Annotated in this window: 13 protein-coding genes and 1 pseudogene; 3 read left to right on the top strand and 11 right to left on the bottom strand. The window is 64.6% G+C overall.

Features of this window, described 5'->3' with window-relative positions; translation table 11 throughout:
• Positions 1–142 precede the first annotated feature (142 nt).
• From ykgO to OIU93_RS07245, 6 genes and pseudogenes are all read right to left on the bottom strand, one after another.
• Positions 143–265 carry a type B 50S ribosomal protein L36 gene (gene ykgO, locus OIU93_RS07270; protein ID WP_217391085.1) on the bottom strand — a complete coding sequence of 41 codons (123 nt, stop codon included), beginning with the start codon at positions 263–265 and terminating at the stop codon, positions 143–145.
• Positions 266–318: 53 nt separating this feature from the next.
• Complete coding sequence (locus tag OIU93_RS07265) at positions 319–1422, bottom strand: GTP-binding protein (protein WP_264269413.1); 1104 nt, start codon at positions 1420–1422, stop codon at positions 319–321.
• A gap of 154 nt (positions 1423–1576) precedes the next feature.
• Positions 1577–2077 carry a universal stress protein gene (locus OIU93_RS07260; RefSeq protein ID WP_264269412.1) on the bottom strand — a complete coding sequence of 167 codons (501 nt, stop codon included), beginning with the start codon at positions 2075–2077 and terminating at the stop codon, positions 1577–1579.
• A gap of 243 nt (positions 2078–2320) precedes the next feature.
• Entirely contained in the window at positions 2321–3169 is an 849-nt protein-coding gene (locus OIU93_RS07255) for an HAD-IIB family hydrolase (RefSeq protein WP_264269411.1), read from the bottom strand.
• Positions 3170–3258: 89 nt separating this feature from the next.
• Positions 3259–4302 carry a glycosyltransferase family 4 protein gene (locus OIU93_RS07250; RefSeq protein WP_264269410.1) on the bottom strand — a complete coding sequence of 348 codons (1044 nt, stop codon included), beginning with the start codon at positions 4300–4302 and terminating at the stop codon, positions 3259–3261.
• A 334-nt stretch (positions 4303–4636) separates the two neighbouring features.
• Positions 4637–6373 (bottom strand): annotated as a pseudogene (locus OIU93_RS07245) (glycogen debranching N-terminal domain-containing protein); the annotation flags it as partial.
• Positions 6374–6880: 507 nt separating this feature from the next.
• Between OIU93_RS07245 and OIU93_RS07240 the strand changes: the two are divergent.
• Complete coding sequence (locus tag OIU93_RS07240) at positions 6881–7384, top strand: hypothetical protein (RefSeq protein WP_264269409.1); 504 nt, start codon at positions 6881–6883, stop codon at positions 7382–7384.
• Positions 7385–7407: 23 nt separating this feature from the next.
• Entirely contained in the window at positions 7408–8832 is a 1425-nt protein-coding gene (locus OIU93_RS07235) for an NAD(P)/FAD-dependent oxidoreductase (RefSeq protein ID WP_264269408.1), read from the top strand.
• A gap of 46 nt (positions 8833–8878) precedes the next feature.
• On the opposite strand, the gene OIU93_RS07230 is transcribed toward OIU93_RS07235, so the two are convergent.
• Positions 8879–9595 (bottom strand): GAF and ANTAR domain-containing protein, encoded by a 717-nt coding sequence (locus OIU93_RS07230; protein WP_264269407.1) that lies wholly within the window; start codon positions 9593–9595, stop codon positions 8879–8881.
• Between the two features lie 340 nt (positions 9596–9935).
• Between OIU93_RS07230 and OIU93_RS07225 the strand changes: the two genes are divergently transcribed.
• Positions 9936–10235: a hypothetical protein gene (locus tag OIU93_RS07225; RefSeq protein WP_264269406.1), complete on the top strand. Its 300-nt coding sequence runs from the start codon at positions 9936–9938 to the stop codon at positions 10233–10235.
• A gap of 129 nt (positions 10236–10364) precedes the next feature.
• Here the strand turns inward: OIU93_RS07225 and OIU93_RS07220 are convergent, their stop codons facing one another.
• From OIU93_RS07220 to OIU93_RS07205, 4 genes are all read right to left on the bottom strand, one after another.
• Entirely contained in the window at positions 10365–12194 is a 1830-nt protein-coding gene (locus OIU93_RS07220) for a thiamine pyrophosphate-requiring protein (RefSeq protein ID WP_264269405.1), read from the bottom strand.
• Positions 12195–12507: 313 nt separating this feature from the next.
• On the bottom strand, positions 12508–13530 hold the full coding sequence (ilvC, locus tag OIU93_RS07215) for a ketol-acid reductoisomerase (protein WP_264269404.1): 1023 nt from the start codon (positions 13528–13530) through the stop codon (positions 12508–12510).
• A 40-nt stretch (positions 13531–13570) separates the two neighbouring features.
• On the bottom strand, positions 13571–14089 hold the full coding sequence (ilvN, locus tag OIU93_RS07210; RefSeq protein WP_264269403.1) for an acetolactate synthase small subunit: 519 nt from the start codon (positions 14087–14089) through the stop codon (positions 13571–13573).
• A 6-nt stretch (positions 14090–14095) separates the two neighbouring features.
• Positions 14096–15973 (bottom strand): acetolactate synthase large subunit, encoded by a 1878-nt coding sequence (locus tag OIU93_RS07205; protein ID WP_264269402.1) that lies wholly within the window; start codon positions 15971–15973, stop codon positions 14096–14098.
• Between the last annotated feature and the right edge of the window lie 83 nt (positions 15974–16056).

Genomic DNA, 16056 nt, shown 5'->3' with positions numbered 1-16056 from the left:
GGCGCCGATGGTGGCAACTTTCGCGGTCGGATCCGCCTCTAGACGCACTTTCGCGCACGGCTGCACGGCTGCACGGCTGCACGGGCGTGATGACCGCTCGTGGTCCAGCCACGAACGGTCATCGCGCCCCCGAATGGCGGCCTTAACCCTGACGGGCCTTCATGCGCGGATTCTTCTTGTTAATCACGAAGACCTTCCCGCGGCGCCGGACAACCTGGGCGCCCGGAATCTTCTTGAGTGCTCGGATGGAGTTGCGTACTTTCATCATTTTCCTTCGGTAGTTATTGCAGTAAAACTAGTCGTCGTCGGGCGCAAATTTCAGTTCAAGTCAGTGAGCCGCAATGTGTCCTCGAACGTATGGGGCGACCTGAGGATTTCGGCATCTAACAATTCACAGGAGCCCAGGATCTCCGCCAGCTCCGATGCATCGTTGCTGTCGCTGGTCAGTGCAATGTGGGTGCGAGCCGTCTCGGCACCCCACTTGCCTTGGCTCTCCAGCCAGACGAATGGCCCGGCACCGCCGAGCACCATTTTGGTTTCCGGCGCGCTCCCGATCCAGAAGGTGCCTCGCAACCACACGCAGCCTTCAGCCATCCGGTGCAACGCGTCCTTGAGCCGTCCCGGATGCAACGGGCGCTCCGCATGAAGTTGCACCGTGGTGAATTCCCGGCCCTGCGCCGTGTCTTCCACGCCGTCGCTGGTCTCGGCGGCATCACGGAGAATGATGGCGCCAGGCGATGCGCGTCGGCGCGCAGAGTCCGGCTCATAGGTTGCGAGAGCCAGATCCTCGTCCGGATGGATCACCGCCAGGTGCGGTCCCATCTCGGTGAGCAGCTGCGTCCCGCGCAGGAAGAGTTCTCCCCCGGATTGGCACCCTGGCGCCTCCGATTCAAAGAGGTGGGCAAAGAGGCCCTCAAGCATCAGGGACGTGTCCGCCCAGGCGATCTCCTTGACGAGGAATTCCCCCGCGGTCCTGTCGTCTTCCTCCACGCTGCTCAGACCCGCCTGCCAGAGCGTGCGAGAGTCCCACATCTGGTCCTCGAGCGCGGCCGGGTCCAGTGCAAGGCAGATCGAGTCAAGTACTTTCCCGCGCAATGCCAGCTGCGGTTGAAGGTATTCCAGGACCATATCCGCGTTGACGCTGGGCGGCAATCCGACGATCACGTCCTCGGGCAGGGTATCGAGGATACGGGTCACCGTGGGCAAGACGTCAAGCCTCACCGTGCAGGTCAGGCAGCCGTGTTCCAAGGGGATTTCATAGCGTTCCAGGCTTGCCGTTCCCCTGGACACGCGACGCAGCACGCGTTCGCCTTCCAGCAAATCGTGGCGAACCACCATCGCGTTGGGCATCGACGCCACCAAGGAGTCGAGTGCCTTGTCGCGGATGTGGGATTCGAGCGATGTTACAAGTATGAGAGTCACGACCAACACAGTAGCTAAGAATGATTCTCATTAGCAAATCGGTCGCTTCTCCCCCACCATCGCACTCACAGACGATTATGCATTGGCCCTCGGCCAGGGGAATCCACCCGGATCACCTAAAAGTGCATGGCATCGCTGCCGACAACCAGCGCCGTCAGGAGGCTTCGTGATGGACGGGGACCACAACCACGGGCAGCTGCTGGTGCGCAATAACGTGGTGTGCGGTAGTCCCGTTGAGCAGTTCCGACACCCGGGCCCCGACACCCTTGTGCCGGGTGCCCACCACGATCATCCGCGCGTGCAGTTCATTGCCCAGCCGGGCCAGTGCCTTGCCGGGATCCCCCGCCATGACCCGCAACGACCATTCGATCTTGGTCCCCGCCATGGCACTGTCCAGGATCCGCAGGACGTCGCGGGCATCCTCGGTCATGTCGTCGTCGATCTCTCGCGGATGCAGGGAATTGCCGCGGATCTCCTCCTTGAGTTCCCACTCGACCAGGTAGCTGTTGATCTCCACATAGGCGAAGACCAGGGGTGCCCCCAGGGCCTCGCCAAGTGTCCGCGCCTCGAGCACCACGCGCCTGGGCTGTTTGGGCAAGACGCCCACGACGATCGGGCCCATTCCCCCGACATGTGGCGCTTCCTTGTTCATCATGGCCTCCCGGATTGCGTGCTATGCCAGCGCTCTCTACTCGTCATTTTCCGCTCATATCACCGGAAGGGGAATACCGGCATCTGCCGTCTTCCATGTCCGACCGCACCCAACAGACTCCCGCCTTCTGCGCAAGAATTTCCGCGACGCCCGCTCCGGCAGCGCGAACCGGAACATCCTCCTAACACCAGAAAACGCCCGACCTACAGGTCGGGCGTTCCTTTGGTTTTGGCGGCGGGCTCGGGATCAGATCAGTCCCAGCTCGGCGAAGGCGGCGGCGATCCCGTCGCGGCTGGGCGGGAGCGCAGTGCGGTCGGCCAGAACCAGCAGCCCGGGATGCGATCCCTCGATGGCCACGCCGAGCCCCGCATAGGCGATCATTTCCAAATCGTTTTCCCCGTCGCCGAAGGCGATGGTGTCAGCCCTGTCAATACCCAGGCGTTCAATCGCCACGGCGACGCCGTCGGCCTTGGAAATCCCGCGCCGGAACAGCTCCCCGGTATGGCGGCCCTCGTCGGCGATGGAGTTTTCGACCACTGCCACGTCCGCCCCGATCTCCGCGGCAATGCTGCCCACCGAAACCGGGGCCTCGAACACGGAAATCTTTGCGAAGGAGGGATCTGCCGGGATGGTGGCCAGGGAACCCAGGATGGCCGAGGAACCGGTCTTCCGGCCATCGGGGCGCTGGCTGAAGTGCGATTCGATGATTTCCCTCAGGCGCGGTTCGGCAGATGCACGGACGTGGAGTGCCTCCGGGGATTCAAGGACATAGATGGCATCGTGCGCATCGAGGGCGGCAAGGGTCCGGTCCGCCATTTCCGCGGGGAACCGCCGGTCCATGAGCACCTCGCCGTCCACCTCGACGTAGGCGCCGGCACTGGCCACCAGTCCGTCGAATCCGGCTTCGAGGATGTGCTCGGGGAGCATGGCAACCGGCCGGCCGGTGCACAGCAAGACCTTGTGACCGGCTGTCCGGGCAGCCCGGACGGCCCGGGCATGGGACTGGGGAACCACCCCGTAATCCGCATAGGTGCCGTCGACGTCGAGGAAGACGGCATGGATGGTCTTGGCGGGCGCGTGCGGTTCGGCGTGCATATTCACGGAGTCTACCGGCGCGCGATGACGCTGTCGCATCCGGGCCACGGGGATGACGCCGGTCCCCCACTTGGGCCTGGCCGTTTCCGCTAGACCGGCACGGGACAGGGATCGGGCTCCCGGGCCAGGCACCTCTCATAGAAGTCCACGTGCTCGAGCGCCATGCGCCTTGCACTGAATATTGTTTCCGTCGAGGCGCGACAGTCCTGGCGCTTCAGGTGGGCACATTCGGGCAGTGCCGCTGCGAGTGCCCGGGGTGTGTCCCTGATGAATCCGGTGACTCCGTCGTCAACGATCTCCGGGGCGGAGCCGCGGGAAGTGCACAGCACCGGGGTGCCTGTGGCCATGGCCTCGATCATGACCATGCCAAAGGGCTCGGCCCACTGGAGGGGGTTCAACAGGGCCAGGGATTCGCCGAGCAGCCGGAACTTTTCCCCGGCCCGCAATTCCCCAACGTATTCGATGTCCCCTCCCAACTTCGGGCGGATCACCTGGGCGAAATATTCGTGTTCCCCGGTGCTGGCCATCTTCGCCGCAATCCGCAACGGCACCCCGGCCCTCCTGGCCACCTCAATGGCCGTGAGCACGCCCTTGTTCGGGTGCATCCGGCCCAGGAAGCAGGCATAGCCGCCGCTGCCGGTGCCCATGGGAATGCTGTCCGCGTCGATGCCGTGGTGGATCACCCGGCAGATGTCCACCCCCCGCGCGCTGGTGGCCTGGTGCCTGGAGATGGCCAGCAGCGAGGCGTGCCCGGCGATCGCGCGATAGATCGGCAAGGTGAGGGCGTCCATGGGATTGTGGGCGGTGGACACCACGGGGATCGCCCCGGACGCGCGCATCAACAGCGGACCGGCGAGCGTGTTGTCGTGGATGATCTCCATCCCGTCCAGCCGTCGATAGGCGTTGATGACATGCCGCAGCTCATCCTGGGTACGGCCCAGGTGCCGGGGATCCGGCGGAAAGCTGCCCGCTGCCAGGGCCACCGGGCTGGCGCTGCCCGAGGCAGCCGCCAGCAGCACCTCGTGGCCCAGTCCCGCCAGCCCGCGGGCCAGCACATCGATGACGGTTTCGGTGCCGCCGTAGCCCTCCGGCGGCACGGTGAGCCACGGAGGGGCAATGATCCCGATACGCACCTATGGCCTCCGTCCCGGTTTCATGGGCGGGCCGCCGTGACATCGAGCATGTCGGCCAGCGGGCCGCGCAGACCGTGCACCACTTCCAACCCTGCCGGCGCCCCCTCGATGCGGAACCGCGTGCCGTTGGCGGTGATGTTGATCTTGTCCTTGCCCACGGAGATGTTTCGCAGGTGCACCTCGCCCCATTCGGGCGGCAGCACCGGGTCGATGAAGAGCTTCCCCTCGGCAGGACCGGGTCGAAACGCAGCATGATCCGCAGCAGGTGCATGGGTGCCGCAGCCGCCCAGGCCTGCGGCGAGCAGGAGGTTGGGTAGGGCACCGGGACCGGATGGCTGCCGCGGTCCAGTCCGCAGAAGAGTTCCGGCAGCCTGCCGTTGAGGAATCCGGCCGCCTGCATCAGGGCCGTGGCGATGCGCTGGGATTCCTCGACAAAGCCATAGCGCATCAGGCCACCGGCTATCAGTGCGTTGTCGTGGGGCCACACCGAACCATTGTGATAGCTGGCCGGGTTGTACGCCTTCATCTTGCTCGAGAGCGTCCGCACGCCCCAGCCGGTGAACATGTCCCGGGTCATCAGTGCCTTGGCCACCTGCGGGGCCAGGGCACTGTCAACGATCCCGCTCCACAGGCTGTGGCCCATGTTCGATGCGCATGAGTCCACCTGTCGCTGGTCTCCGTCAATGGCCAGGGCAAGGTACCCTCGGTCGGCAAGCCAGAATTTTTCGTTGAAGGCTTCCTTGAGGCGTTGGGCCTTGGCCGCATACTTCAGCATCAATGCCGTGTCGTTGGATTGCTGGGCAATCAAGGCCCGCGCGAGGTAGGCGGTGTACACGTAGCCCTGCACCTCGCACAGGGCCAGGGGCGCCTCGGCAATGCTGCCGTCGGCGAAGGTGACGCCGTCCCAGGAATCCTTCCACCCCTGGTTGGCAAGGCCCGTGGGCGTCGAGCGCTGGTAGGTCAGGAAGCCGTGGGGATCCTTCGCGGTGGTGCGTTCGATCCAACCCAGCGCCTCGTCCATCGAGGGCATCAAGCGCTCCAGGGTTTGCCCGCCCACGCCCCACCTGGTCATTTCCCCGGCCATCGTGACAAACAACGGCGTGGAGTCGACGGAGCCGAAATAGGCCCCGGTGCCGCCGAGCTCCTTTGACGGAGAGGACCCCATGCGCACCTCGTGGAGGATCTTGCCCGGTTCTTCCTCGGTGGGTGGATTGGTTTCCCTGCCCTGGCGTTCGGCGAGGGTTTGTATGGTTCCCAGCGCCAGGGAGGGGTCGACGCTCAGCGACAGGAACGAAGCCAGCAGCGAATCCCGCCCGAAAAGCGCCATGAACCATGGAGCTCCCGCGGCAACCACCACCCGCTCCTCGTCCTCGGGGTCGAAGATGCGCAGCGATCCAAGGTCCCCGCGGCCGGTCTGCAGGGCTTCGCCCACCCCGCGGTCCTGTATTTCCGCGGTGGGAACGCGTTCCTTCCACGCCTGTTGGCGCAAGGCCGGGAGATCGACGGCGCCCGCTGCCTGGCCCATGGGGGCGTCGGCCCCGGGGCCTTGGCCGTCGATGGACGGGTCCACGACCACCACCGTCGACCACTCGCCCTGGGGCGCCAACACCATGTCGTACTCGAGGCCGCCGGCGGAAGGCATGGCATGTTCGTCCCGGATGCCAACGCCCAGCCGGTGCCCGCCAACGGTGCCGATGAATTCAAGACCTCCGTGGCCGGTATGCGACAACGATCCGTTCGTGGAGCGGCGGATCCCCGCCTTGACGTCAAAGAGGTCCGCGAAGTCGGCTGCCACTTCCAGAAAGATCGTGGCGGCAAACTCGGCCTTCGAATAGTTGTGGATCACGATTCGTTCTTTCAGGCCGCCGTTGAGGCTTCGGTGGCGTTCCACCAGCACGTGGCTTTCATTCTCCAGGCTGCTTCCGGCCACCCGGCCGACGAACATGGCCTTGTAGGGTTCGATGGCGGTCCCCACCAGGGGCTCCATGTCCTTGCCGTTGATCCGCAGCCGCCAGCCGGAGATGAAGCGGGTGTCGCGGAAGAAGAACCCATGCGGGCGGGTTCCGTCCATGTCGCCGTTGGCGGCCGCCAAGGCGAACGTCGTTCCGTGCAGGATGGTGACCGCCCCCGGGCCAGCCAGCTGGGCGCCAACCCCTGAGGTCCAGGCGCTCACCATGATGGCACGCCCCCGGGTTCGGTGCATGGCACAGGCGTGGGATATGACGGCGCGACGGGAACAACACGGCGCGGGGCACCCGACGCTGGGCCCAATGCAGTTCTGTGGCGTGGATCTGGCATGATCAATTTCCGGCAATAGTGCATCCTGCGGCCCACTGCTTGACCACACTCCCCAGCATAGGCCGGTGCCCCTGCCGGAGGAACAGTTTCGATCCCCTCCTCCACGGAGGTGTGCGGGCTGACGTCGGGGTCCGGCGCGGCGAGGCCGCATTTTCCTTCCGCGCTCCGTGCCTTGGCCGTAGTGTGGAGAAAGGTTGCCGTCACGAGTGCGCGGCCAGCATTCCCTCCGGTGCCCGGCTCGCCGGGACAAGTCCCCCCATGTCGAATCCGAGGAGCAATCATGAATGATTTCCGGGGCGTCAGCCACCAGACCTTGTCCAACTACCTCAATGAGCACTTCCTGGGATCCGAGGGAGGCGTCAATGCCTTTCGCGCGGCTGCCGACACCTGGAAGGGAACCGCCCACGAGGCGGCGTTGCTCTCCCTCTGCCGACAGGTCATGGCGGATCGGGAGGACCTGCGGAGCCTCATCGACCGGCTGGGCTATGACGGGCACCCGCTGAAGATCACCTTCACCCATGTGGTGCGCCTGGTGGGGCGGGTCAACCCGGTGAACCTGCTGCGTCGGCGGCAGGCCGGCCTGGCACAGGTCGAATTGGACGTGCTGACCGGGATGTTGCGCGCCAAGCTTGCCATGTGGGAAACCCTGCTCCTGGTGGCCACCAAGGATCCCCGCTTCGACGCCGCATTGCTGCGCGACCTGCAGGCCCGCGCCACCGACCAGATCAACCAGGTGCGCGGGATCATCGAGGCCACCTGGGAGGAACGCTTCTTCGCAGGATAGCCACCAGAAAGGAAGCCACCACCATGACACGAACCGCGATCGTCGTCGGCGCCGGTCCCAATGGCCTTGCCGCGGCCGCCCGGTTGGCCGAACACGGGGTGCAGGTGACCGTTTACGAGCAAGCTGGAAAGGTCGGCGGGGCCGCGCGCTCGGCCGACACGCTGGGGCCGGGAACCACTGTCGACCTGGGTGCTGCCGCCCACCCCTTCGGCGTGGGAAGCCCCGCTTTCTTGCATCTTGGCCTGGAGAGACACGGGCTGCGCTGGCTACGCCACCGCTATCCGATGGCCCACCCGCTGGACACCGGACGCAGCGCCGTGCTGCATCCCGACCTCGAGACGACTGCGGCAGAGCTGGGAGTTGACGCGGCCGCGTGGCGGACGCTGCACCGCGCGGTGGCCGGCCACCCGCTCGAATCCCTGGAAAACGCCACCGGACCGCTGTTGCGCATCCCGCCGCATCCATTGCTCATGGCCGGCTTCGGGGCGCGGGCGCTGTGGCCCGCCGATGGCCTGGCGCGCCTGGCCTTCCGAACCGAGGCCGCACGGGCCCTGTTTGCGGGTTCGGCGGCCCACTCGATGCTTCCGCTCAACCATGTGTTCACCTCAGGCTTCGCAGTGCTCTTCGGCGGGCTGGGCCAGTCGTTGGGTTGGCCGGTGGCACGGGGCGGAACCAACGCGATCATCCACGCGCTGGTGCAGCAACTGGCCCTGGACAACGTGGTCATCCACACCAACAGCCCGGTGGGCGACCTGCGCGAGCTGCCTGCCAGCGATGCAGTGTTGCTGGACTTGACACCGCGGCAGGTCCTGGACCTGGCAGGGACCGGGATCGGTGGACGCTACGCATCCCACCTGCGACGCTGGAAGTACGGGCCGGGCGCCTTCAAGGTCGACTACCTGCTGGACGGGCCAATCCCCTGGCGGGACGAACGCACAGCGCACGCCGGGACAGTGCACGTGGGCGGTTCCCTGGCCGATGTGATTCAGGCCGAGCGGGACGTGGGCAGGGGCAAGGTTCCCGCGAGGCCCTTTGTCATGCTGGCCCAGCCTTCCGCGGCGGACGAATCCCGGGCGCCGGCGGGGCATCAAGTCATCTGGAGCTACGCCCACGTGCCTAATGGCTGCGACGCCGACGTCGGGCCGCTGGTTGACCGCCAGATCGAGCGTTTTGCCCCGGGTTTCGGGGACCGGGTCATCGGACGCGTCGAGACTTCGCCGCGTGCGCTGGAGGACTGGAACCCGAACCTGGTGGGCGGGGACATCGGCGGTGGCTCGTTGCGGGGAACCCAGCAAGTGCTGCGTCCGGCGCCCACGTTGCGGCCCTACCATACAGGGGCACCCGGGCTCTACATCTGTTCGTCCTCGACTCCCCCGGGCGGTGGCGTGCACGGCATGGCCGGCTGGCATGCGGCCGATGCCGTGCTGCGGGATCTGGGCATCGGCTGACGCATCCCCCTGGCCGTGGCCGTGGAACACTTACCGTCCCGGCGGCCTACGCATCAAAATGGGTGCCGATCGGCTGGTTGGTGGTGGAGGCGATGACCGCCTCCGCAACATGGCGCAGTTTGATGTTCCTGGAGCTGGAAGCCGACTTCAGGATCTCGACCGCCCGTTCCTGGCTGCACTTGTTCTGGCCCATGATGATGCCCACCGCCAGGTCAATGGTGGTCCGGGATTCCATGGCGAGCCTGAGGTTTTCCTCGTTGTCGCGGTGCCTGGCCAACCGAACGGCCAGGTTCAACAGTGCCGAGGCCTGCTCGGCGTAACCTTCCACCTGTGTCACGTCCTGTTGATCAAAGGCGTTCTTACTCATCGAGTAGATATTGATCGCAGCGGTGTCCTCGGAATCCAGGCTGAACGGAACGGCCAGCATGGATCGGACCCCTGCGGAGGAGATGGCCTCAAAGTATGCGGGCCAGCGGCCGTCTCGTTCAATATCGTTGATCAGAATGGTCCGTTGCTCCTTGCATGCAGAGAGGCACGGTCCTTCGCCAAAGCTGTACTGGATCTCGTCGAGTTCCTGGGCCAATGAGCTGTTGCTGGCCACCGTGCCCGCCCGCTTGTGCCGCCGCAGGGTAATGCCGCAATGGACCGGCTCTCCGGACTCGGACAAGGCCTGGGCACTGACATGTGTCAGCGCATTGAGAAATGATTCGAGATCATGGGTTTCAAGAAGGAGATCTCGCATGTATTCGTTTACGGCAATCATCGTTCAACCTTTCTAGCGGTGTCCCCCCACCGATCCAGGTTGAGGCTACCGCAGATCCAGAAAAGCACGGTACCAAACTGACGATCGTCTAAATCAGAGCGGGAATAACGATCTGTTTTCCCGTCACCATCAATCTAAAGACTACTTCCATTTCCCCCACAAACAATAGCTTCCTCCACCGAGGCACCTCATTGCAGACACCGGGGCCCACCCGTGGCAAGCGGAGAACGGACGCTGGCCATCCCAGGTTGCTTTCACGGACCGGGCGAGCCCAAAATTCGTTGGTCCTGCGCGTTGCAAAAACCAAGACCGCACTGCCGAATCGGTCTACGCTTAATCCATGACACGGAACCTGGAACTGGATTGGATTGACCCGCTGACCGCGCACGTGACCAACCGAACCGGTAGCCCGGTGTTTGACGTTGATCTCCGCACCACGGGCAAAGTCACGGTGGAGGGGGAAGCGGACTGGAGCTTCTCGGCCGAGCAATTGCCGGACGGGGAATTCATTGGCCTCAACCGGGTCAAGGACGACGTCGGTTGGGCAACCGCCCCACCCTTTCTGGAAATATCGTGGCGCAACGAGGACTCAACGGAGCAAAATTACCGGCGCGTGCCGCTGCACCACGCAAAGGAATAGTGCCGCGGCGGCTACACGTCCGCATTGGATCGGCGCCAGCCATGGGCGGGGCGGGAACCAAGGAGGATTCGGGCACAGCTCCCGCCGGTTCCCTGCCATCCGCCTCGGGACTCGTCCGACAATGTGACATCACGATCCGAAGAGTGCCTCTTCTTGCGCAGCGTATTCATCGAGCAGGCGCAGTGCCCTCTGCCCGGCTTTCCCTTCCTGCCCCAATGCCGCCCGCATGGTGGGCAACTTCTTGGCACCTTGCGGGAAGGGCGGCAGCAACGGCACCGAGGCATCGGTGTGGACGTCGATGACCACCGGGCGATCGGCCGACAACGCCTGGCTCCAGGCCCCGCCGAGATCCCCAGGGTCCTTGACCTCGATCCCCCGCATGCCCAGAAGTTCCGAGTAGCCTGCGAAGGGAAAATGTGGCAGATGCTGTGTGGCACCATAGCGCGGATCCCCTTCTGTTTCCCTTTGTTCCCACGTCACTTCCGCAAGATCGCCGTTGTTCAGGACGCACACCACAAACCGGGGATCCGTCCAGTCCTTCCAGCGGGCGGCCACGGTGATGAGTTCCGCCACTCCGCTCATCTGCATGCCGCCGTCACCGGCCAGCACCACCACTGGCCGCTCCGGATTCAACAGCTTTGCTGCAAGCCCATACGGAACCCCGCAACCCATCGAAGCCAATGTGCTGCAGAGATGCGCTGGAACCGTCGGTGGCAGCACCAGCTGTCGGGCATACCAATATACGCAACTGCCCACGTCAAGGGCCACCTGCGCGTCGTCGGGCAAGACCGAGGAGAGCTCGCTGAAAACCCGTTCGGGGTTGACCGGTTCGGCCGCTGTCAGGGCACGCTGCCGCGACAGGTCCCGCCAGGCAGACACCCGTTCGCGGACCTCGGTGCGCCAGGGTTCCCGTTCACCTTGGTCAGGGGCAAGGCGCCCGGCTAGCGCCTGCAGCGTATGCGCCGCATCCCCCACGAGCGCCACCTCGACGGGGTAGCGATTGCCGGGCCGTTCAGCGGAAATGTCGATCTGCACTGCACGGGCGCTGCCCGGGGCCGGGTAGAACTCGGTCCAGGGATCGTTGGATCCCACGATCAGCAGCGAATCGCAGCGCCCAAGCAGTGCAGCGCTGGCGGAAGTGCCGAGGTGACCCATGACCCCGGCGGCGTTCGGCAGCGTTTCATCAACATATGGTTTGCCCAGCAGGCTCGTAACAACCGCGGCACCGAGCCGTTCGGCCATTCCGGCCACCTCGGTACGGGCGTTGCGGGCCCCTTGCCCCACTAACATCACGATGCGCTTGCCGGCTCGAAGCAGGTCTGCAGCCGCGTCCAACTCGGCATCCCGCGGCAGCACCTGTGGGGACTCCCACACCGGTGCCGTGGCAATCTCGGCATGGTCACCCGTTGGCTGCGACGCGGGCTGTTGCTGCACATTGTGGGGAATGATCACCACACACGGTGTGGATGTGGCCAGGGCCGTGCGGAAGGCGCGGTCCAAGACACCGGAAACCTGCCCCGGCGTGGAAATTTGTTCGCAATACCCGGCCACGTCCTTGAAAAGCGCGGGGAGGTCGATTTCCTGTTGATACCCGGAACCCAGCGCCTTGAGGTCCTGCTGTCCGACGATGGCAACCACCGGAATGCCATCGAGCTTTGCGTCGTAGAGTCCGTTGAGCAAGTGGACTGCGCCGGGACCCTGGGTGGAGACCATGACCCCGATGCCCGGCCCTCCGTCGTAATCGGCACCATACTGGCCCACCCCGTATTTGGAATGTGCCACGGCCATGAATGCGGCATTTTCCTCGTGGCGTGCCTGGACAAATTCGGGAGCGTTGTCATGACGGCGCAGCGCCCCCAGGAAGGTATTGATCCCGTCCCCGCTGTAGCCAAAGATTCGCCTGACGCCCCAGGCATTGAGCCTGTCAACCATCTCATCTGCCACCAGTCGTTCAGCCATGGGCATTCCTCCTTGCGTGTCGATTCACTCCTGGACGCCGGCTTCCCCGGTGGTGCAGGCAGGATCGTTCCTTCAACAGTCCGTGCCATCTCCTGCCTACCATGGACGTTGCAGGCGCCACAACGATTCGGCAGGCACACAGGAGGAAAGAGCAGCATCATGGTCCGGTACCGGCCGTGCCCTCGTAGGGATCCTCCTTCGTGAAGCAGCCTTCCATCAACGACAATGCCCGCCCCGACAAACGTCGGGACGGGCATCGTCATGTCGACAGCCAGCGGCTCGAGGCCGCGGTCACCGAGTGATTCAGCGTGCCTTAGCGGGCGACGGAACCTTCGGTGTAGTCATCGGTGGTCTTCCAGGAGAAGAGGTTACGCAGTTCGCGGCCGGTGGCCTCGATCGGGTGGGCCTCGCCCTTGGCGCGCAGTTCCAGGAACTCCGGTGCTCCGGCTTCCTGGTCTTCGATGAAACGCTTGGCGAAGGCACCGTTCTGGATGTCGGCGAGAACTGCCTTCATGTTCTCCTTGACCTCCGGGGTGATCACGCGCGGGCCCGAAACGTAGTCGCCGTACTCGGCGGTGTCGGAAACGCTCCAGCGCTGCTTGGCAATGCCACCCTCCCACATCAAGTCAACAATGAGCTTGAGCTCGTGCAGGACCTCGAAGTAGGCGATTTCCGGCTTGTAGCCGGCTTCGGTCAGGGTCTCGAAGCCGTACTGGACCAGCTGCGATGCGCCACCGCAGAGGACAGCCTGCTCGCCGAAGAGGTCGGTCTCGGTCTCTTCGGTGAAGGTGGTCTCGATGACGCCGGCGCGGGTGCCGCCGATGGCCTTGGCGTAGGACAGTGCCAGTTCCTTGGCGCCGCCGGTGAAGTCCTGCTCGACGGCGATCAGGTCCGGGATGCCACGGCCGGCTTCGAACTCGCGGCGCACGGTGTGTCCCGGTGCCTTCGGGGCAACCAGGGCAACGTCGACGTCAGCCGGCGGGGCGATGTAGCCGTAGCGGATGTTGAAGCCGTGGCCGAAGAACAGGGCGTTGCCGGCCTGCAGGTTCGGTGCGATTTCCTCGGCGTAGACGAAGCGCTGGACCTGGTCCGGGGTGAGGATCATGATGACGTCGGCTTCGGCTGCTGCCTCGGCAACGGAGACCACGCGCAGGCCCTCGGCCTCGGCCTTGGCGATCGACTTGGAGCCGGCCTTCAGGCCGACGCGGACGTCAACGCCGGAGTCGCGGAGGTTCAGTGCGTGGGCGTGGCCCTGGGAACCATAGCCGATGATGGCGACGGTGCGTCCCTGGATGATCGAAAGGTCTGCATCATCGTCGTAGAACATTTCAGTCACTGTGGTTTCTCCTTGGTATCAGTGTGAAGATTATTGCGTTTTAGGCAGAGACGGAACGCAGGGCGCGGTCCGACATCGATTTGGAGCCGCGTCCGACGGCAAGGGTGCCCGCCTGGACGATCTCGCGGATGCCGAACGGTTCAAGCACAGCGAGCAGTGCGTTGATCTTTTCGGCGTTGCCGGTGGCCTCAATGATGAGTGAATCGGTGGACACGTCCACCACGGAGGCACGGAAGAGGTCTGCGGCCTGGGTAACCTGCAGTCGGGTGGCCGCATCGGCTCGCACCTTGACCAGGATATGGTCACGCTGCACCGAAGCCTCGGGCATCAGCTCAACGATCTTGATGACGTTGATGAGTTTGTTGAGTTGCTTGGTGACCTGCTCGAGCAGGTCGCCTTCGGCGTCGACGACCACGGTGATCCGGGAAATTCCCTTGATCTCCGTGGGGCCCACTGCCAGCGAGTGGATGTTGAACGCGCGGCGGGCAAAAAGACTTGCCACGCGGGTCAATACGCCCGGTACATCCTCGACGAGCACGGAAAGAGTGTGACGTGCCATGGGTTTCTAGTCCTCTTCTTCCCACTCGGGCGTCATGCCGCGAGCAATCTGGATCTGGTCGTTGCTCACGCCGGAGGGCACCATGGGCCAGACCATGGAATCGCGGGAGACCACGAAGTCGATGATCACCGGGCGGTCATTGATTTCCAATGCCTGCTTGATGGTCGCGTCGATGTCCTCGTCGCGTTCGCATCGCAGCCCCACGCAACCATAGGCGTCGGCGAGCTTGACGAAGTCCGGGACTCGCGCGGTGCCGTGGCCGGTGTTCAGGTCGGTGTTGGAGTAGCGGGAATCGTAGAACAGGGTCTGCCACTGGCGGACCATGCCCAGCGACGAGTTGTTGATGATCGCAACCTTGATCGGGATGTTGTTGATGACGCAGGTCGCCAGTTCCTGGTTGGTCATCTGGAAGCAGCCGTCGCCGTCAATGGCCCAGACCACGCGGTCGGGGTTGCCGACCTTCGCACCCATGGCCGCCGGAACGGAGTAGCCCATGGTGCCCAGGCCCCCCGAGTTCAGCCAGGAATGTGGGCGCTCGTACTTGATGAACTGCGCCGCCCACATCTGGTGCTGTCCCACGCCCGCGACGTACACGGCCTCCGGGCCGGTCAGTTCGCCGATGCGCTGGATCACGTTCTGCGGCGCCGAGAGACCGTCGTTGGTTTCGGTGAAGCCGATCGGGTAGGTCTCGCGCAGCCGGCCGATGGTGTTCCACCAGACCGACAGGTCCGGGGCGCCGGCATCGGCGAAGAGCGTGCGGCAGGCCTCGGTGAGCTCCGGGATGATTTCCTTGACCGAACCGACGATCGGGATGTCCGCGGTGCGGTTCTTGGAGATCTCCGCCGGGTCGATGTCAGCGTGGATGACCTTGGCATTGGGGGCAAAGGTGTGCAGCACCCCGGTGACGCGGTCATCGAAGCGGGCGCCCAGGGTGATCAAGAGGTCCGACTGCTGCAGCGCGGTGACCGCGGAAACCGAGCCGTGCATGCCGGGCATGCCCACATGCAGCTCGTGGGAATCCGGGAAGGCTCCGCGGGCCTGCAGGGTGGTGACCACCGGGGCGCCGACCAGCTCGGCAAATTCCTTGAGCTCCGCCGAGGCGTGTCCCTTGATCACGCCGCCGCCGACGTAGAACACCGGGCGGGAGGAGGCGGCAATGAGCTTGGCCGCCTCGCGGACCTGCTTGTTGTGCCCGCGCACCACGGTCTTGTAGCCGGGCAGGTCGATCTTCGGCGGCCAGGAGAACATCGCCTTGGACTGCTGGGCGTCCTTGGTGATGTCCACCAGCACGGGGCCGGGACGGCCCGTGGCGGCGATGTGGAAGGCGGAGGCCAGGATCCGCGGGATGTCCTCGGCCTTGGTGACCAGGAAGGAGTGCTTGGTGATGGGCATGGTGATGCCCACGATGTCGGCTTCCTGGAAGGCGTCGGAGCCGATGAAGGCGCTGTGTACCTGGCCGGTGATGGCAACCATGGGGACCGAGTCCATGTGCGCGTCGGCAATGGCGGTGACCAGGTTGGTGGCCCCGGGGCCGGAGGTGGCGATGCACACCCCGACTTCGCCGGTGACCATGGCGTAGCCCTGGGCCGCGTGGCCCGAGCCCTGTTCGTGGCGGACCAGGATGTGGTTGATCTTGGTCGAGTCCATGAGCGAGTCGTAGGTGGGCATGATGGCCCCGCCCGGCAACCCAAAGACGTCCTTGACGCCCAATTCTTCCAGTGAGCGAACAATGGCTTGTGAGCCAAGCATCTCGGTGGGAGCAATGATGTTGTTCGGGCCCTGTACCAGACTCGATGCTTCCACGACGGAAGAGACAGCGGCATCCTTGCTACGGTTGGCGGGTTTGGCCGGCAGCGAGGGGCTGGCGGTGGTTCCGTTACTCATGGGGATATATCCTTCTCTATCTCTTCTAACCCTGCACATAAAAAAACCCCAAAGGCACCTTGCGGCGAATGGGGTTTGCGCGT

Origin of the sequence: Paeniglutamicibacter sp. ZC-3 (assembly GCF_025847175.2) — a bacterium.
Classification (GTDB): Bacteria; Actinomycetota; Actinomycetes; order Actinomycetales; family Micrococcaceae; genus Paeniglutamicibacter; species Paeniglutamicibacter sulfureus.
Note: the sequence above shows the minus strand (reverse complement) of the source record. Positions and strands in the feature narration are given on the sequence as shown.